Here is a 17,689-nt window from a genome sequence, read left to right as displayed (position 1 = left end):
GAGCATATCGTGTCCGCACAGACCACAGAGGCACCGAGGGTCGCGACCGGCCACCGCCCCGGCGGGCAGGGAAGCGACCGTCAGGCAAGGGCGATCCAATACGGCCTTGCGCTGGTGACGGTGCTGGTCGTGCTGGGGCCGATCCTGCCGATCCTGTATCAGAGCGTCATCGACCGCCCGATCTATGCCACGGGGCAAGAGCTGACGACCGCTAACTACCGCGCCATCCTGTCGGCTCCGGCCTTCGGCGGGGTGGTGTGGAATTCGCTGACGTTTTCCTTCTGGTCCACGGTGATCTCGCAAGGGCTCGGGGCGGTGCTGGCGCTGCTGATCGGGCGCACGAACCTGCCGCTGGCGCGCATGTTCGGTAGCGTGACGCTTTGGCCGCTGTTCATCTCGGGGCTGGTGTTTGCGTTCGGGTGGTTCGTGGCCTACGGGCCGTCGGGGTTCGTGACGCTGTGGATGCGGACAACCTTCGGAGTGGTGCCATGGAACCTCTATTCCATCTCGGGGATGTCGGTGATCTCGGGCATCTCGTCGATCCCCGTCACGGTGGTGTTCTGCCTTGGGGCGATGGCACTGTCGGACAGCTCGCTTGAAGATGCGGCGCGGACCTGCGGCGCGGGGCCGTGGCGCGTGGTCACGCGCATCACGCTGCCGATGCTGCTGCCCGCCATCGCCTATAGCGGCATCCTGAACTTCCTCGGGGCGCTGGAATCGCTGTCGATCCCGCTGATCATCGGCAAGCCGGTGGGGATCGAGATGTTCATGACCTTCATCTACGCCGAAGGGATCGAGCGTCCGCAGCCCAACTACGGCGTCGTCGGTGCGGCGACTGTGCTGCTGCTGGCGATCATCGCGGTGCTAATTTTGCTGCAGGAAAAGATCGTCGGCAACCCGCGTCGGTTCCAGACTGTCAGCGGCAAGGCAACCGCCGCGCGCATCTTCGATCTGGGCGTCTGGCGCTGGCCCGCCTTTGCGCTGGTCATGGCCTATGTTCTGCTGGGGATTGCGATACCGCTTGGCATGGTGCTGCTGCGCGCCTTCGTCAGCTTCCTGTCGCCGCTGGTGCCGCTGGTGAACCTGCTGACGCTGGCAAACTTTGCCGAGGCGCTGGCCAATCCGTCCAACATCCGGTCGCTGACGAACACGCTGGTTCTGGCGATCGGCGGCGGGTTCCTTGCGACGGTGGCCTATTCGCTGGTGGCGCTGGTGGTGCATAGGTCGACCTTCCGCTGGCGCGGGCCGCTGAAATATATCGCGCTGATGCCGCGCGCCGTGCCGGGGGTCATCGCGGGGCTGGGCGTGTTCTATGCCATGCTGACGGTGCCGGGCCTGTCGGCGCTGAATGGTACGATCTGGATCATCGGGCTGGCCTATCTGTCGCGCTATTTGCCGACGGGGTTCGGCGTGCTGTCGCCGGCGCTGGCGCAGATCGGGCCGGATCTGGACCGTGCCGCGCGGGTGATGGGCGCGACGTGGTGGCAGGCAACGACGGGGATTATCCTGCACCTGCTGCGGCCGGCGATGCTGGGGGCCTATGCGCTGATCTTCGTCGCCTTCCTTAAGGAATACTCCACCGCCGTCTTCCTGTTCGGGCCGGGGACCGAGGTGCTTGGCACATCAATGCTCCGCTATTGGGTCAATGGCGATATCGGGCCGATGGCCGCGCTGTCGGCGGTCCAGATCGGACTGACCGTTTTCTTTATCGCGCTGGCGCAGGGCGTCTTCGGAGTGAGGCTGGTAAAATGAGCGATCTTCCCAAACGTGTCACCATAAACGAGGATGGCCCGCGCGAGGGCATCCAGATCGAGAAGACGCGGGTCCCGACCGCCGACAAGATCGCGTTGATCGACGCGCTGTCGCAGACCGGCCTGGCCGAGATCCAGACGGTGTCCTTCGTCAGCCCTAAGAAGGTGCCGCAATGGAACGACGCCGAGGATGTGGTCGCCGGCCTGACCCTGCGCCCCGGCGTGCGTTATACCAGCCTATACCTGAACGCGCGCGGCCTCGACCGCGCGATAGCGACCGGACGGCTTTCGATTGAGGGGGGGATCAGCCTGTCGGCTTCGTCTGCGTTCCTGTCGCGCAACATGGACATGACGCCCGAACGACAACGAGAGACGCGGCGCGAGATGATTGCGCTGTTCAAGGCCAACAACGTGCCTATCACCAAAGGCAGCGTGAATGCGGCATTCGGGTGCAATTTCCAGGGCGATATCCCGCTGGACCAGCTTCTTGCAACGCTGGAGGACGTGTTCGCCCTTGCAGCTGAGGCTGACGTGACACTGGAAACAATCGGCCTTTCCGACACAATGGGGTGGGCAACGCCGGGACAGGTCACACGCACGGTCGGCACAATCCGGGAGCGGTATCCCAATCAGTCGCTGTCGTTGCACCTGCACGATACCCGCGGCATGGCGATCGCAAATGCACAGGCGGGGCTGGAAATGGGCGTCTCCGATTTCGACACTTCGGTAGGAGGGCTGGGGGGCTGCCCCTTTGCCGCGCATAAAGGGGCAGCCGGAAACCTCTGCACCGAGGATTTCGTCTTCCTATGCGAAGAGGCGGGCATCGAAACAGGCATAGACTTCAACGCGCTGATCGAGGCGTCCGTGCTTGCCGAACGGATTGTCGGACACCCACTTCCCGGTTCTGTGCGCAAGGGGGGAAGTCTGCACACAATTCGGGCGGGCCTTGGACAATAGCAAACGGCAGATCCTGACATCAGTGGCCCTGCCGGTGATGGTGGCTGGGCTTCTGGTGCAGGCGACCGTACCGCTCACGAGGGTTCTGACCACATATTCCGCGCTCGACATCGGACTCGGGCCGCAGACAGTCGGTTTACTCTCGGCTACATTCGCCATCTTGCCCGTGTTCCTGACGATTGGCCTAGGCCGATTTAATGACCGCGGGGGTGCCCGGACCTCCGCAATGGCAGGGGGTATGTGCATCCTCGTGGCGACAGCGATCCTGATGCTGGCGGTCCCGACGTTTTCGGTTCTGATTGTTGCGACATCGATCCTCGGAATCGGGCAGACGCTCGTTCTGGCGGCAATGCAGCTGATGATTTCACGCAGTTCCAGCAGGGTGCATCGTGACAAGATGCTTGGCGACTACATGGTCGCCATATCAATGGGCCAAGCAATCGGCCCGCTTTTCCTAGCATGGGAGGGTAACCGACTTGCCGTGCCCTTTGTTGGTGCGGTGCTTCTGGTGGCGGCGCTTGCGATCCTGTGGCGCGTTGCACCAAGGCCTCGAGGCAGGGCGAAGGCTGCTAAGGTTCCGCTATCCACGATTGCCTCCACGCGCGGGCTTCGATGGCTTATCGTGATCGGAAGCATTTGTGTCGCTTCGCAGGATCTTGTGCTGGCCTTCTTTCCGCTCTTGGGAGAGGAAAGAGGTATTTCGCCGGCCATGATAGGCGCGTTGCTAAGCTTGCGGGCCGCAGCGGCGATGGTTTCACGCCTGTTCTTCAGCCGCGCCGTCAGACGGTTCGGACGAAGCTCGGTCATGACATGGTCTTTGGTTTCGGGTGGAGCGGGCTTAATTTCGCTTGGGCTTCCAGTGCCTGCTTGGGCGATGGCAGTGAGCATGATTGCCGTCGGGTTTGGCATTGGAGTCGCGCTTACCAGCACCATAGCGCTGACACTCATGGTTGCGCCGACATCTGCTCGTGGCACTTCATTGTCATTGCGGCTGACTGCCAATCGCGTGGCGCAATTTTGCCTTCCATTTGTAGCTAGCCTCATCGTGGGTCCATTGGGGTCGGCAGGGGTGCTAGCCGTCTCGGGAATTGCACTTTGGGGTGTCACATCCCTACGCCCTCGCAGCCTTGACCGTCGACGCTAGACTTCCTGCAACAGGATTGAAGCTCTCGGGCTGTCTATAGCCTTATTCTGCAAATACTTGGCGGCACCTGACCGAAGATTTACAGCCTATCATCTGCTCATTTACGTGAACGATGATTAGAGCGCAGAGAAAGTCAGGCTTCCCGCCCTTCTCATCATGATGGCCGCTATATGATGGCATTTCCTACGAGGCACTTATTTGCAACCGCCCTCGCCTTGTCGTTCTCGGTGCCGCCTTCGGAGGAGACAGCGGATCTGTAGGCTGGCGTCGCAGTAGGCTAAACGCATCTCCTCGCTAGCGTGGGCCATCTTCCAATCTCGCCACATCCCATAGGGCCGCCCGACCGGGATCATCAAGACACCGCCAATCAGACGTGCATGAAAAACCTGCTCCCACGTCATCCCTGCGATGAAGCGCTCATTGATGATGCCAGTCGTGGTAAAAAACAGGATCAACGCCAGCGTATCTGCGACATATCCCCATATGGCTCCAGACCGCCTTGTGGTATCTGCCAACCGCTTGCATCCCCGTGATCATCCATATCACGGGACTTAGGTCGGCGTTCCGGTCTGTCCCACGCCAAGACGTTGAACGTGTTTCTCGTGGCACCCCGATCGCCTCGGGGAAGCTTCAAATGCAGCGGCCTCAGTGGGGTGAGCGGCGGCAATGGGCCGCGGCTTTTTAAGACCCGATTTGCACGATAAAATTCGGCCGGAATGACGCTCGGAGCCCAAAGAAGATCCTCACGCATATGAAGTAGATGCATTCACTCTGTCGTAGAGGTTGTGCCAGATTCACTTGCGGGTTATCGCCCGCTGATGGTCGATCCGCCTGGTGTGGAACGTCCCAGACCTCGGGAACGGAGTTCATGGTCAGGAAAGACGATCACAACAGCCGCGGCTCCATCCAATGTGGGGCGTTGTGTTGGCGTGAAAACGGGCCTGATTTAGAGATCCTGCTTGTGACCAGCAGAGATACCGGCCGATGGGTCATTCCGAAAGGCTGGCCGATGCCCGGTAAGACTTTCGCTGAAGCTGCGGAGCAGGAGGCTTGGGAGGAAGCAGGCGTCAAGGGAGTGATACATCCGGTGCCGGTTGGCAGCTACCACTATTCCAAACCCGAGCTGGCAATGGAACTCGAAGTCGTAGTATTCGCGCTCAAATCAACAAAAGCCGCAGCGAAGTTTCCCGAATGCAAACAGCGCAGAAGAACGTGGCTGTCACTTGAGAAAGCCGCCGGCCTTGTCGCTGAACCCGATCTGGCCGCGTTGATCGCAAACTTCGCCTGATTCAGCAGCATCCTCCGGCACAGCGATAAACCAAAGGTCCGCAACGCCCAGCCCGAGAGGCTTTTTTCTGCGCGGTCAGCGACCGTCCGCTTTCGGGACCGCTGCTTCGCAGCATTGGCGCTAGGCGACCGTCCGCTATGGGCCGGGGCCTCCGTCCGCACTTCAGAAGCCCATGGACGACTCGATAGTCCGCTAATGTGCGCTTACGCTGTCTCTGGATTGGTCTGAGGTTTCAGCAGCCTTCAAGGATGTGCCCGATCCCTTCCACCGGGAGGGATGACGTAGCGCCAAGACCAATGTAGAGGTCTAAGTCATGTCGATGATCCACAAAGATAGTGTCAGTTTGGTTATGCCGGTCCATTCGGGGAGAGGCCATGGCGGCCTTCGGTGGTTCGACATCGCGGATGCTTTAAGCGGTGCCGTTCGGCGGATATTTCTTTGGGTCCCCTCGGCAGAGAGGCCGGCCAATGGCTGGCCCGCGCTTTTCATGACGGATGGCAATGCGGTGATCGCCACGGCAATCGACGCAATGCGCGCGCAGGCGCCTTACCCATCGGGCACCAATCTGGGTCAGGGCGTGTTGGTCGGAATCGGCTATCCGACCGATGATGCATTCGATCTAGCGCGCCGATGCTGGGACTTGGTGCCTCCGCCCGGCGCGACATATCCCCCGTTCTGGCCCGACACACCGGACGTGCGCACAGGTGGTGGCGCGGAACTTGCACGATTCATAGCAGAGGATCTCAGGCCTTTCCTGTTGACCGAAGTCCGGCTCGACCCTTCCCGACAGGGGCTTTTCGGACATTCATTCGGCGGCCTGTTCGCACTTTGGCACCTGTTCACAAAGCCGGAAAGCTTTACGCATTTCATCGCTGCCAGCCCCTCGATCATGTGGGAAGGTGGGCTGCTGGCCCACCGCGATGCGTTCGATCCTGCGGGGCGCGCGATCACAGTGCATCTGTCGGCAGGCGAATGGGAGGGCGATCAGCTTGCGCCCTTCCAGCGCGACGCCGAGGATGCGCAGAAGCGTCTTGCAGCCAAGGCGCAGGAACGGACACTGGAGGCAGCACGAGAAATGGCGTCACATCTGGACGCCTTGCCCGGCATCAGCGCCAGTTTCGAGGTCTTTGCAAACGAGACGCATATGTCCGCGCTGCCGGTTGCGGTGAACAGGGCGCTGCATTGCGTCTTTGCCGTGCGGTCATAATCCGGAAGGCAGGATTGTCTGTTTGCCATCCGGCAGCGTCAGGCAGTCGAAGGCGATGCCGAAGGTCTCGCGCAGAGGCTCCGGCGTCAGAACCTCGGACGGAGCGCCAGAGGCGACCAACTCCCCGCCGCGCAGGGCCAACACACGGTCGCAGATCCGCGCGGCGATGGTCAGGTCATGTAGGATCATCACGATGTTGCGCGTCAGGCCAAGGCGGCGCAGCAGGGCGACCAGCTCCGCCTGATGCGGCACGTCGAGGAAGTTCAGCGGCTCGTCCAGCAGGACGGTCCGGCTTTCCTGCGCCAGAACCAGCGCGATCCATGCCCTCTGCCGCTGCCCGCCGGAAAGGCTGTCGACAACGCGTTCCGCGAGATCGGTCAGGCCCACTGCTTCCAGCGCGCGTGTCACGGCGGCATGGTCGGTGGGCGTCATCGGCAGGAATGGCCGTAGCCATGGCGTGCGCCCCCGCGCGACGAGCTGGCGGACGGTCAGGCCCGGCGGCGCGGTGGCACTTTGCGGCAGCATAGCGATGCTGCGGGCGCGGTCTCGCGCGCTGCCGCCGATGGGTTGGCCCATATGCCGGACCGTGCCGCCGTCTGGCGGCAGCAGCCCCGCCAGCGCCCGCAGCAGCGTCGTCTTGCCTGACCCGTTCGCGCCGATAATGCCGGTGATCCCGCCTTCGGGCAGCGCAAAGGTCAGCCCTCTCAGGATCGGCGTGCCGCCCAGCCGGATCGAAAGCGCGCTGATGTCATAGGGCATTGCGGTTCCTCATGCGGCGGACGGTCAGGATCAGGACGGGCGCGCCGATCAGCGCGGTGTAAAGCCCGGTCGGCAGCAGCGCCACCGGCGCCACGCTGCGGGCCAGGATGTCGGCCAGCATCACGAAGGCCGCACCCACCAGCATCGCGCAGACGGGGCTGGGTCGCCCCCGGGCCGCCATGCGCCCGATGGGACCAGCGGCCAACGCGACGAAGCTCATCGGGCCACACAAAGACACCGCCCCCGCCGCCACCAGCGCTGCGCACAGCCCAAGGCCCACCCGCAACGCCCCGACCCGAAGCCCGAGCGAGTGGGCAAGGTCGTCCCCAAGCTCCAGCCGGTCCAGCGCCCGTCCCGCCAGCAAAAGCGGCAGGGTCAGTGGCAGAAGCCACAGCGCGCGCGTCACCTCGGGCCAAGCCGTGCCGCCCAGCGTTCCGCCCAGCCACGTCATCGCGGCCCCCGCATCGGTGTCGCCCATCCGCAGGATCAGCGCCTCGGTCCCCGCTCCGGCGAGGATTGCCAGCGCGAGGCCTTGCAGCACCACCGCCCGCGGCTCGATCCCGCGCTTTGGATGCGCCGCCAGCCAGCCAAGCGCCGCAATCGCGACCAGCCCGCCGCCCCACGCCCCCAGCATCACCGGCACACCGAACCCGAGCGCGGCAACCGCCCCGAACGCCGCCCCTTGGGTCACCCCGATCACATCGGGCGAGGCAAGCGGGTTCCGCAGCAGCGTCTGGAATACCAGTCCCGACAGCCCGAAACAGGCCCCCGCGACCAGTCCGACCACTACGCGCGGAACGCGCAGGCTCCAGACCATGCGGCCTGCGCCCTCGGGGTCCAGCAGCGCAGCGGCCAGTTCCTGCGGCAGAAGCCAGCTTCGCCCCGCCGCCAGCGACAGGGCCGCCAGCGCGACCGTCAGGGCAAAAAACGCGATCCTCATGCCGCCTCTCGCAGCATGCGGCGGACGAGGATCATGAACGCGGGCGCGCCCACCATGGCCAGCACGATGCCCAATTGCAACTCGGCGGGGCGCGCGAACCAGCGCCCCGCCAGATCGGCAAAGACTGCCAGCCCCGCGCCGATGGGACAGGCCAGCAGCACCTGCGCCGCCAGACCGCCCCCGAACCGTCGGGCGATATGCGGCGCGATCAGTCCGATGAAACCAACCGGCCCCGCGATGGCCACGCTAGCCCCCGCCGTCATCGCGACCGCCGCAAGGCCGAGGCCCATCACGCGCCCCACGTTCAGCCCAAGCGCGCTGCCCATTTCCACGCCTAGCATCAACGCCTCGATCGGGCGGGCGGCAAGCAGCGCGATCACGATGCCGATCCCGGCGATGGGGGCCAGCCGCAGCACCGCCGCCATGTCGGACACGGCCAGCGATCCGACCATCCAGAAACGGTAGATGTTCCGCGCCTCGGGGTTCAGCAGCACGATCAGCGCGACCAGCGACAGGCAAAGCGTGCCGAAGGCCGCCCCCGCCAGCGGCAGCCGCAGGGTGCTGTCGCCGCCCCCCGCCAGCAACCGCACCAGCACCGCCGCCAGCGCCGCGCCAAGCAGCGCCAGCCCAGCCACTACCGGCTGCGACACCGCCCCGAACGCATAGAGCCCCAGCACAACCGCCAGCGCCGCCCCCGCATTCACCCCCGTCAGTCCCGGATCGGCGAGGGGGTTGCGCGTCATCGCCTGCATGATCACGCCCGCCACGGCCAGCGCCGCACCTACGACAACGGCGGCGATCACGCGCGGCAGGCGCATCCCCGCCATGATGGCCTGCGCCGGATCGGCTGGATCGTAATCCGTCAGCATCGCCCAAGCCGCGTGCAGCGGATAGTCCAGCGCGCCAAGGCACAACGCCGCCACCGATCCCGCCAGAACGGCAAGCCACAGCAGGGCAAGATGGCGGATGAGGGACAAGGCAGGCTCCGGCGGTTTCGGCCTGATTGCCCACCGCCGCGGCCATCGTCAAGCCGCTTGACCCTGCGATGGGCGACGTCTAGCCCCTTGGGCAGACATATCCGAGGACGCCGATGATCCGCACCCTGACCCTTCTGGCCCTGTCGCTTGCCACGCCCGCGATGGCCGACGAGATCACGATCCGCCACGGTTTCGGCAAAACGCAGGTGGACCCCGACAAGGTGACGCGCATCGTCTCGGTCGGGTATCACGAGCAGGATTTCCTCTATGCGCTTGGGCTGGCACCCGTAGGCGTGCATGAATGGTTCGGCGGCCACCCCTATGCGACATGGCCATGGGCAGAGGCGGCGCGTCACGCGGCAGGCGCGACGCCCGAGGTGCAGAACGGGTTCGAGATCGATGTCGAATGGGTCTGGGGGCTGGAGCCGGACCTGATCCTCGCCACCTTTTCGTCGATGGACGAACGCACTTACGCCCAACTGTCGGACATCGCCCCCGTGATCGGTCCGCCCGGTGCCCACCAGACATGGGGCGGCCCGTGGGAGGACGAGCTGCAGCTGATCGCACAGGCCACCGGACGCGAAGCCGAGGCGGAAACGGTGATCGCCCGCATCGACGGCAAGATCGAGGCCGCCGTCGCCGCTCATCCGGAATTCGCGGGCCTGTCGGGCACCGCCGCCTATTTCGGCAACGGCCAGATCACCGGCTATCGCAGTATGGACGGGGCGAACCGTCTGCTGTCGCGCTTTGGGATCGCCACGCCGCAAGCCTTCGACGACATGGCGGCGGGCGGCGACCGGTTTCAGGTCAGCCCCGAGCGGTTCGACATCTTCGATCTGGACGTGGTGCTGTGGCTGATCGAAACTCCCGCGCGGCAGGCGATGGAGGCGCTGCCCTCGTGGCAGAACACCCGAGCCGCGCAAGAAGGGCGCGCAATCTGGGCGGGCAAGGACATGATGGGCGCGATGAGCTTTCAATCCCCCCTCTCGATCGAATGGGCGCTGGAACCGTTGACGCGCGCGCTCTCGGCCGCCGTGGACGGCAATCCAGCAACGGAATTCGTTCTGTCTCCTTGACTTGAGGACCCTCAGATCACAAAAGCGCGGCAGCCAAGGCAGCGTTTCTGCGCAACCCAGGTCGCCGCCGGCGGCACCCTCCGCCAGATTGCAACGCCGCATGACTTTCGCCGACTGCGGCCCAAGGACACATCATCATGCCCCTCCCGTCCCCCCGCAGCGTCCGCCTTGCGTTGATTCTGGGTGCAACCGCGCTTTCCACCATTCCGGCATTCGCGCAGGATACCCTGCTGCAGCCGATCATTGTCGAGGGAGAGGGTGGGGCCATCTCCGGCGGCGTCGGCTATTCCGTCGGTTCCACCGCGACCGGCCTGAAGTCCGGCGCGCCGATCACCGAAGTGCCGATGACGGTTAATACCATTACACGGCAGGAGCTTATTGACCGCGCGCCTTTGCAGGTGGAGTCCGCGCTGGCCTATACTCCCGGCGTCGTCGCACCGGCTTGGGGCGGTGATGACCGCTACGATCAATTCTCGGTCCGCGGCTTCGATTTGGGCGTAAACGGGCTGTTCCGCGACGGGCTGATCAACAAGTCGCAGAGCTACACCGCGTTCAAGGTCAATCCTTACATGCTGCAGCGCATCGACGTGCTGAAGGGGCCGGCCTCGGTGCCTTACGGCTCGAACGACGTGGCGGGTCTGGTGAACATGATCACCAAGCGCCCGACCTTCGAGCATCTGGGCGAAGCTCGTGTCTCCTACGGCTCGCATGACACGGCAGAGGTGTCGGCGGACTGGGGCGACGTGAACGCGGACAAGACGCTGTCGTGGCGACTGACGGGCCTGAAGCGCGACGGGTCGAACGACGTATCCCCATCCGAAGATGACGCCGACCTGCTGGCGCTTGGCGTGACATGGGCGCCGACGGCGGCGACCTCGATCACGTTCCTTGGTCATTACCAGAAGGACGATCTGACCCCCAGCAACTCGATCCCCGTCGCGGGCGTCGATTACGGGGCGGAGTTCGGGGATCTTCCCTTCTCGTTCCTCGACCAGCAAAGCCCGTGGAACAAGTTCGAAACGGAACAGGCCAGCATCGGCTGGGAGGCGGAGCATGACCTGAACGCCGGCATCACCCTGCGCCAAAACTTCCGCTATGCGCGGCAGACGACCGACTTCCAGCACATGTATTACAGCGGCATGACCGCGACTCCGGGCGTGATGAATTACGCTGCCTTCGCGGGCGATCAGAAGGTCAACTACTGGGCGCTGGATAACCAGGCCGAAATCCGCGGCCGGATCGGCGCGTCCGACCACACCCTGACCGTCGGGGCAGACATGACGCGGCAGCGCAAGGACGGCGCGCTAGGGCTGGATTACTACCCCATCGCGATTGCCGACCCGAGCTATGATTTCGAGATCACCGAACCGCCGCTGTTCGCCAATTCCGACACGAAGACCGATGTAGAGGAGAAGGGCATCTACGTTCAGGATCACATCCGCTTCGGCAACGGGGTGACAGTTACTGCAGGTCTGCGCCGGTCGTGGATCGACAATCAGACGTTCAACCGCCAGCCTTCGGGAACCGGTGTCGCCTATGCGCAGCAGAAGGACACTGCCACCACGGGCATGTTGGGCGCGACATGGGATCTGGGCAACGGCTTCATCCCCTATGCCAGCTATGGCGAAAGCTTCACGACCAACATCGGGCAGACCTTCGGCGGTAGCCAGTTCGAGCCAACGGAAGGCAGCCAGTTCGAGGCAGGTCTGCGCTATGCCCCCGCCGGATCGCAGCTGCAACTGTCGGCTGCGGTCTTCAGCATCGACAAGACAAACGTGCTGACGACGGACCCAATCAATGCCGCCTTCCAAGTTCAGACCGGCAAGGTCCGTCATCAGGGGCTGGAGCTTGAGGCGCGCGGCAACATCACGGATCGCTGGTCGGTCACGGCAGGCTATACCTATATCGACGCCGAAATCCGCAGCTCCAACAGCGGCGATCAAGGCAACGAGCCGGCCATGGTGCCCGATCATATCGCTTCGGTCTGGAGCACTTACGCCTTCGGCGGCGCTGCGGAAGGCTTCACGCTTGGCGGCGGCCTTCGCTACGTGGGCGAGACATGGGCAGAAAGCAGCAACAGCCGTTCGGTGGACTCCTACGTTCTGGCCGATGCCATGGCGCGCTACACTTGGGGCGACAACACGGTCGCGCTGAATGTGAACAACCTGTTCGACAAGGACTATTTCGCCCACTGCAGCTTCGCCGGATGGGGATGCGGCAAAGCGGACGGGCGCGAGGTTGCCCTGACGTTGTCACGCGCGTTCTAAAAAGACGGTGCGGCACGCTAGATATCTGGCGTGCCGCAATCTTTCTCTATTGCGAAATAGACGGTTTATCGCGCAGGCAAAACCAGCGCCTGCGTCGGCGAGATAACCGTGCATGATAGGCGGCGAGGCGGCAGGACACCCTCCCTTTTGCCGAATGCCGGACATGTATCGCATCGGATGGCGCGTTTGTTTCACCTGAAAAGTAATGGCAGGCTTCCTTTGCGCGGCCGATGAACGTCCGCTATCGGAAAGCTGCATCGCGGCACTGGCTGCGGTTCGACCGGCGGCTATGGGCCGCCGTTGGGCTTCGCTCACAGGAGGGTGGGCCAGCCAGGGCGAAGCTCTGAGCCCTCTGTCATCAATCGCCTCCCATGCTAGGGGATCATGATATCGGTCTTGCTGGGTCTGGCCCCATGACACGGGTCGGCAAGTTGGCCGGAGGTTCGCTTCCTCGCCGGTGGCTCTTAATGAGGACGACCTTTCCGCTTCGATAGCGTCGCTCGTGCTCGCTTACCCAATGGCGAACCGGCCCGTTTCTGCTCGACTTAGCGTTGTGCTCGAACTCAAGGCGAGCCTGTCTTTCTTGCATATGCGCGATGGCCTGCGGCCCGATCTGTATCGTTAGGTGAGATTTCGGGGCGGCAAGAACCCACGATTTTCCGAACTTCCGAGCGGTCCTGGCTTCTTTCGCATTGAAGGTTTCGACCTCCGAAGGAATGATGCCACCGAGATCCGGTGAAGCTAGCATCGCAAAGAGCGCGAAGGGGATAAAGAGGTCGTAACCTGTATCGATGCGATGCAACATCCGCAGAGCCTGTATCTTCTCTGTCGAGTCTCCGAGCTGCACACGAAAGTCCACCATCGAACGACTTAGTTCTTCGACTACATCATCGTAGTCCAGTTTACCGATGCCGTTGCGATTGACCCGAAGAGCGCAGAGTGGATCCATGATCCTGCTACCTGAGCCGCGGCTGAACATCGTAATCATCACATGGTCGTCCGGCCGACAATCAAGCAAGAAGCCCCGATGACCAGATCCGATGGGGCGATCGTCATGCGCAGTCGCAGGTGAACCTCTCTCGAAGCGAGCAACTACCAGCTCGCGATAGTCGAACTCCACCCATGTTACTGGAGCAGGAAACCGTATCTCGCCTAGAATGGTCATCGCCGCCACACCAGCCTCGACAGCCCTATCGTTTACGCTGTCACGCAGCGTATCGGCGTAGGACGCAGCGTTATGGTCGAGCAAATACACCTTGGCTTGCTGAAGCGCGGACAATGGACCTGCACCGGTTTTGTTCCGGTCGGGTGCTCATGTTAGGCGGCCCTCTGTTCGAAAGCCACGGGTGATTTCCAGCCCAGGGCTGAGTGTCTTCGCCGCGGGTTGTAGAAGCCATTGATGTATTCGAAGAGAGCGATCTCGACGTCGCGCCGGGTGTGCCAGTCGCGACGCCAGACCAACTCGGCCTTCAGCGACTTGAAGAAACTCTCGACAGCCGAATTGTCGTAGCAGTTTCCCTTGCCGCTCATCGATACGCTGAACCCGTGCCTACGAAGGATCTTTTGGTATCCATGGGCACAGTATTGCGACCCGCGATCGGTGTGGTGAATGCAGCCCGGGGGCGGTTGGCGCAGGGCAACAGCCATGTTCAGCGCCCTGATCGCCAGATCCTGCTTCATGCGGTTGCTGATGGCCCAGCCGATCACCCGGCGGGAATACAGATCGATGATGACGGCCAGATAGACCCATCCTTCGCGCGTCCAGACATAGGTAATGTCGCCCGCCCACTTCTGGTTCAGTCCGCTCGCCACGAAGTCCTGCTGAAGCAGGTTTGGCGCGATGTTGAAGGCATGATCGCTGTCGGTCGTGCGCTTGAACTTCCGGCTGCGAATGATGCGAATGCCGTTTTGGCGCATTGACCTGCCCACTCGGCGCTGGCCAACCCGTAGGCCCAGCTCTTTCAGCTCCTCGGTCATGCGAGGCCTGCCATAGCTGCCCAGGCTCAGCCGATGCTGGTCGCGGATATGGGTCAGGATCACCATATCGCGTCGCTGACGATGCGACGGGGGCCTGCGCCGCCAAGCGCGTAACCCGCGGTCGCTCACACCCATCATCCGGCACAGATGGCTGCAGGAAAGGCTCCCGCGATAGCTGGCAATGAACTGGAACTTCACGGCTTTTGAGCCGCGAAGAACTGAGCTGCCTTTTTTAGCACCTCCCTCTCCTCGCGCAATATACGGTTCTCTTTCCGCAACCGTTCGTTCTCGCGGAGAAGATCACCATCACGCTCCGGTGCTTTCGCCTCATCGGAAATCGCCCGGATCCATTTGCCGAGAGTCGAAAGTCCGACCCCGAGGTCAGACGCAACCTGACGTCGTGTCAGGCCGCTGGTGAGTGCGATGCGAACCGCATCACGCTTGAATTCGTCGCTGTGTGTCGCTGCCATATCCTGTCTCCTCTGAAGAGAGCATCGCTCTCAGAAGACCGGAACGGAACCGGTGCAGGTCCACAAAGTGCCTTCGCGACTGCGCCGCAGCTCGTCGGATCGAACAATACTCCAGACAGGGTCATCCTTGGCGGCGGATCTGCCAGCCAACGATGCACCGAACGTCGAGATGAGATCCCTGTAAAGCATTCCAAAACTTTCGAGTGAGCCGCACATGTGGCGACTATTTATGCGGTGCGCGAGCGACTGCGACCTTATTGTAGCTGCCATCATGACTGCCATTACATTGTGGCACCAGTCGAACGTCGGCTTCCGAGAATGCGGCGATGCAGCATCTTAACCGCCCGACCGGCAGCAATGGGCCGCAGGGCGGGGATGCGAGCCCGCAACAGAGCGCGCTCCACTTCTGCGTTAGGACGCTGCGCTGCGTCGAGCCCATCAGCGACATTCGGACTGACAGCAGCGAATGCAGGTGCAGCGCGAACGGCCAGCCCAAACCGGTCGTTCGAACTGCTCAAATTATGGTCCTGAAATGTGGCAGGACACATCTTGCCGGTGCGTCAATTGATCACGCCACGAACAATCAGTCGGGGGTGGGTTCCGAGGCTAGTTTTCCGGCCACCGATCAATCTCACGCTGGTTCTCGAACACATCAAAAACCGATGCCACGAGGTTGCTCACCCCTAGGCCAAGGTCCCGTTGATGCGCTTGAACAGGGTCTCGAATGCGCCCAGCGTCCCGGCTGAAAGGGCCGCAACCCCTTCCGCCCGCTCGCGTAACAAAATTTCCGCCGGGGCGTTGTGGTCATAGCGCCCCACCCCTTCCGCCCGGGCAATCTGCTGCACGATCGGGTCCGTGCCCGTCAGGTCAGCGGTCTTGATCTTCCTGCCGAACGCCGCGTTGTAGAGTGCAACATAGTCATCCTTCGTGAACAGGTCCTCGATGTCGGCCATCTTGGCATTGGCGACTTCCCCGATGGTTATGATACGCTTCTCTGCAAGGAACCCAGCCTTGGCCAATCCGGTCAGTTTCTGGTGGCCCTCCTTTCGGGAATCCACGACGACGGTGACATCAAGGTGATTGCCCAAGAGGGCGACAAAGGCCGGGATCACGTCTGCGCCACCCAATGGCATGATGGACCAGCGTGGGTCTAATCCTTCACGCCCATCTTCTATCAGGCGGGCAGAAATGGTCTGCATGAACAGGAAGTCGGACGGGCCCTCCACAACAAGGTTGTCCTTGGCGATGAACAGATGCTGAGCAATATCATAGCCGAGCGCAGCTTGAAGCGGGAACAACGTGTCACGATCGGTCGTGAGAACGTCCGATGTCGTCACAGACCCCGTATCGCGACCTTTGTCTTCGACAAGGCGCGCCCGCTCAAGACGATCGGGCTCTATCATGAAAGGCGAATGCGTTGTGTAGATGACTTGGCACCGCTTTGCCAATCGCTCTTCGATGAAGCGCAGGAAATCCTTCTGGGCCTTCGCATGCAAGCCCAGTGCGGGCTCGTCTAGCAAGATGATCACGGGCGTGTCGTCATACTCATACCTGGAAAAGGCGGTCAGGAATGAGAAGAACCACTGGAAACCAGAGGAGCGTTCATCAAAGGGAAGCGAAAGCATGTGTCGGTTGTCATACATCCGAACGTGCATTTCATCATGGACGGCATGTTGTCCGTCAGGCCGCTTTTCGGTCGTCTGCGAAATGTCGATCAACACCCGCAAGTCGGTGTTTGTTGTCCAATACTGAAGCACATCCTGAGAGATTGCGTTGGCGACGTTTTCAAGCTCTCGCTTCCGTGTCTCATAGTCTGGATCCAACAAATAGTCCTGATCGCTGCCCGCCAGCTTAAGTAAAGACAGCGCGGTTTGGTCATCCTCATCAAGTTTTTCCGCGTCAGCCTCAAGAAGCTCGCGTATGCGCACCTTGCCGGGCAGGCGGCTGTAATCAGAGTAGAAGAAGAACTTGGGGACACGAGCGAACAGAAGTTTCCAGACACGAGAGGTGAAGCTGCTTTCCTCAGGAGTCAACTTTACGATCTCGTCTGTGAGCGCCTTGCAGGCGGTCTGAACTTGTTGATCTTCGCCATTCTTCTCCGCCACCAAAGCCAAGGCCTTCGATAGTTCGGTAAATGTTTTGGCCCCGGCGGTTGCAGTCATCACCTTCTTAGGCAAGTCAACACAAGCGATGGCATTTGCGACAGCAGTCTCCTCGCTTGCCTCAAAGTCGTGGATGTATCGGTTGTCATATCTTCTGCTCAGACCAAACGTCCGTGATGTCAGGACGCCTTGCCCAAAGACGGCCTCCACCGCCGCAACGTCTGCATCACTCAGTTCAAACACCACCTGAATGGGCTTGGACTGCTCAAGGTTCTTGCCTTGACGTTTGTGCATCTTTTCCAGCCAAGCCGGGTAGTGCTTGCCAATACTAAAATCGACATTGCCTTGTGCGGGCTTGAGGCGGCGAAGAGCTTCAAGGAACGCGGTCTTGCCGCTCTCGTTCTTGCCGACAAGGCAGGTAATGTCGGGCTGTATCTCAACAAGCGTGGAATCAAGGACGTGTTTGAAATGATCGATTTGAACGGATTTGAGCAACATACGCCGCGCCCTCTAACTTGCCATGATATACAACATAGTGTGCATGGAATGCGCGGGTTTCAAGTATTTAGAGGCTGATGGTGACCCTGGGACAAATCGAACGCCTTCGCATCAGCGCTCCGCCGGATCTTTCAGCGAAGGTCCGCTTCCCGCCTTTCGGAACGGCCCCCGAGGTGGCAATGGCGAGGAGGCTGCAGATGCAGCGAACGGCAGATTCGTCCCATAATCGACACGCGGAGACAGGTTTTTTTCTGCGCGATCAGCGAACGTCCGCTT

At 61.9% G+C, this 17,689-nt stretch carries 14 protein-coding genes; 7 read left to right on the top strand and 7 right to left on the bottom strand.

The genetic code is table 11. The annotated features are described in order from the left end of the window. Nucleotides 1-9: 9 nt before the first annotated feature. From E2K76_RS16210 to E2K76_RS16200, 3 genes are read left to right on the top strand one after another with little or no spacing between them, the layout of a single operon-like run. Entirely contained in the window at nucleotides 10-1,752 is a 1,743-nt protein-coding gene (locus E2K76_RS16210; protein ID WP_136685499.1) for an ABC transporter permease, read from the top strand. Beyond that, nucleotides 1,749-2,708: a hydroxymethylglutaryl-CoA lyase gene (locus E2K76_RS16205; RefSeq protein WP_136685498.1), complete on the top strand. Its 960-nt coding sequence runs from the start codon at nucleotides 1,749-1,751 to the stop codon at nucleotides 2,706-2,708. The genes E2K76_RS16210 and E2K76_RS16205 overlap by 4 nt, the downstream gene beginning before the upstream one ends. Beyond that, complete coding sequence (locus E2K76_RS16200) at nucleotides 2,698-3,852, top strand: MFS transporter (RefSeq protein WP_136685497.1); 1,155 nt, start codon at nucleotides 2,698-2,700, stop codon at nucleotides 3,850-3,852. Before E2K76_RS16205 ends, E2K76_RS16200 begins: the two co-directional genes overlap by 11 nt. A gap of 194 nt (nucleotides 3,853-4,046) precedes the next feature. Here E2K76_RS16200 and alaE read toward each other — a convergent pair whose 3' ends face one another. Next, entirely contained in the window at nucleotides 4,047-4,367 is a 321-nt protein-coding gene (alaE, locus tag E2K76_RS16195) for an L-alanine exporter AlaE (protein ID WP_136685496.1), read from the bottom strand. Nucleotides 4,368-4,720: 353 nt separating this feature from the next. Between alaE and E2K76_RS16190 the strand changes: the two genes are divergently transcribed. Both E2K76_RS16190 and E2K76_RS16185 read left to right on the top strand, forming a co-directional pair. After that, nucleotides 4,721-5,140 (top strand): NUDIX hydrolase, encoded by a 420-nt coding sequence (locus E2K76_RS16190; protein ID WP_136685495.1) that lies wholly within the window; start codon nucleotides 4,721-4,723, stop codon nucleotides 5,138-5,140. A gap of 313 nt (nucleotides 5,141-5,453) precedes the next feature. Then, nucleotides 5,454-6,347 carry an alpha/beta hydrolase gene (locus E2K76_RS16185; protein ID WP_342773651.1) on the top strand — a complete coding sequence of 298 codons (894 nt, stop codon included), beginning with the start codon at nucleotides 5,454-5,456 and terminating at the stop codon, nucleotides 6,345-6,347. On the opposite strand, the gene E2K76_RS16180 is transcribed toward E2K76_RS16185, so the two are convergent. From E2K76_RS16180 to E2K76_RS16170, 3 genes are read right to left on the bottom strand one after another with little or no spacing between them, the layout of a single operon-like run. Continuing rightward, a complete protein-coding gene (locus E2K76_RS16180) occupies nucleotides 6,342-7,106 on the bottom strand; it encodes an ABC transporter ATP-binding protein (RefSeq protein WP_136685494.1) in 765 nt (254 codons plus the stop codon). The two genes, E2K76_RS16185 and E2K76_RS16180, sit on opposite strands and share 6 nt — an antisense overlap. Further along, the gene (locus E2K76_RS16175; RefSeq protein ID WP_136685493.1) at nucleotides 7,096-8,046 is read right to left on the bottom strand and encodes a FecCD family ABC transporter permease; all 951 of its coding nucleotides are present in this window, start codon (nucleotides 8,044-8,046) and stop codon (nucleotides 7,096-7,098) included. The genes E2K76_RS16180 and E2K76_RS16175 overlap by 11 nt, the downstream gene beginning before the upstream one ends. After that, nucleotides 8,043-9,023 (bottom strand): FecCD family ABC transporter permease, encoded by a 981-nt coding sequence (locus E2K76_RS16170; RefSeq protein ID WP_169053346.1) that lies wholly within the window; start codon nucleotides 9,021-9,023, stop codon nucleotides 8,043-8,045. The genes E2K76_RS16175 and E2K76_RS16170 overlap by 4 nt, the downstream gene beginning before the upstream one ends. A 113-nt stretch (nucleotides 9,024-9,136) precedes the next feature. Here E2K76_RS16170 and E2K76_RS16165 point away from each other — a divergent pair, with 113 nt between their 5' ends. Both E2K76_RS16165 and E2K76_RS16160 read left to right on the top strand, forming a co-directional pair. Further along, nucleotides 9,137-10,099 (top strand): ABC transporter substrate-binding protein, encoded by a 963-nt coding sequence (locus tag E2K76_RS16165; RefSeq protein ID WP_136685491.1) that lies wholly within the window; start codon nucleotides 9,137-9,139, stop codon nucleotides 10,097-10,099. A gap of 137 nt (nucleotides 10,100-10,236) precedes the next feature. After that, the gene (locus tag E2K76_RS16160) at nucleotides 10,237-12,366 is read left to right on the top strand and encodes a TonB-dependent siderophore receptor (RefSeq protein ID WP_136685490.1); all 2,130 of its coding nucleotides are present in this window, start codon (nucleotides 10,237-10,239) and stop codon (nucleotides 12,364-12,366) included. Nucleotides 12,367-12,748: 382 nt separating this feature from the next. Here E2K76_RS16160 and E2K76_RS16155 read toward each other — a convergent pair whose 3' ends face one another. The 3 genes from E2K76_RS16155 to E2K76_RS16145 all read right to left on the bottom strand — a co-directional run bounded on the left by E2K76_RS16155 (nucleotide 12,749) and on the right by E2K76_RS16145 (nucleotide 17,413). Beyond that, nucleotides 12,749-13,645, bottom strand: coding sequence for a hypothetical protein (locus E2K76_RS16155; protein ID WP_136685489.1), 897 nt, complete (start codon nucleotides 13,643-13,645; stop codon nucleotides 12,749-12,751). A 38-nt stretch (nucleotides 13,646-13,683) separates the two neighbouring features. Then, nucleotides 13,684-14,813, bottom strand: a protein-coding gene (locus E2K76_RS16150) for an IS3 family transposase (RefSeq protein ID WP_394343938.1) whose coding sequence is annotated in 2 segments (ribosomal slippage) — nucleotides 13,684-14,567 and nucleotides 14,567-14,813 — 1,131 coding nt in all. Because the reading frame shifts where the segments join, the coding sequence is not laid out codon by codon here. A gap of 683 nt (nucleotides 14,814-15,496) precedes the next feature. After that, on the bottom strand, nucleotides 15,497-17,413 hold the full coding sequence (locus E2K76_RS16145) for an AAA family ATPase (RefSeq protein WP_136685487.1): 1,917 nt from the start codon (nucleotides 17,411-17,413) through the stop codon (nucleotides 15,497-15,499). Nucleotides 17,414-17,689: the final 276 nt, after the last annotated feature.

It is taken from the genome of Falsirhodobacter xinxiangensis (assembly GCF_004959935.1).
GTDB lineage: Bacteria > Pseudomonadota > Alphaproteobacteria > Rhodobacterales > Rhodobacteraceae > Falsirhodobacter > Falsirhodobacter xinxiangensis.
Note: the sequence above shows the minus strand (reverse complement) of the source record. Positions and strands in the feature narration are given on the sequence as shown.

What these genes read in the sequence shown, in the direction of transcription:
- E2K76_RS16205 (WP_136685498.1), top strand. Translation starts at nt 1,749, where the DNA reads ATGAGCGATCTTCCCAAACGTGTCACCATAAACGAGGATGGCCCGCGC.
- E2K76_RS16190 (WP_136685495.1), top strand. Translation starts at nt 4,721, where the DNA reads ATGGTCAGGAAAGACGATCACAACAGCCGCGGCTCCATCCAATGTGGG.
- E2K76_RS16185 (WP_342773651.1), top strand. Translation starts at nt 5,454, where the DNA reads ATGTCGATGATCCACAAAGATAGTGTCAGTTTGGTTATGCCGGTCCAT.
- E2K76_RS16180 (WP_136685494.1), bottom strand. Translation starts at nt 7,106, where the DNA reads ATGCCCTATGACATCAGCGCGCTTTCGATCCGGCTGGGCGGCACGCCG.
- E2K76_RS16175 (WP_136685493.1), bottom strand. Translation starts at nt 8,046, where the DNA reads ATGAGGATCGCGTTTTTTGCCCTGACGGTCGCGCTGGCGGCCCTGTCG.
- E2K76_RS16165 (WP_136685491.1), top strand. Translation starts at nt 9,137, where the DNA reads ATGATCCGCACCCTGACCCTTCTGGCCCTGTCGCTTGCCACGCCCGCG.
- E2K76_RS16160 (WP_136685490.1), top strand. Translation starts at nt 10,237, where the DNA reads ATGCCCCTCCCGTCCCCCCGCAGCGTCCGCCTTGCGTTGATTCTGGGT.
- E2K76_RS16145 (WP_136685487.1), bottom strand. Translation starts at nt 17,413, where the DNA reads ATGTTGCTCAAATCCGTTCAAATCGATCATTTCAAACACGTCCTTGAT.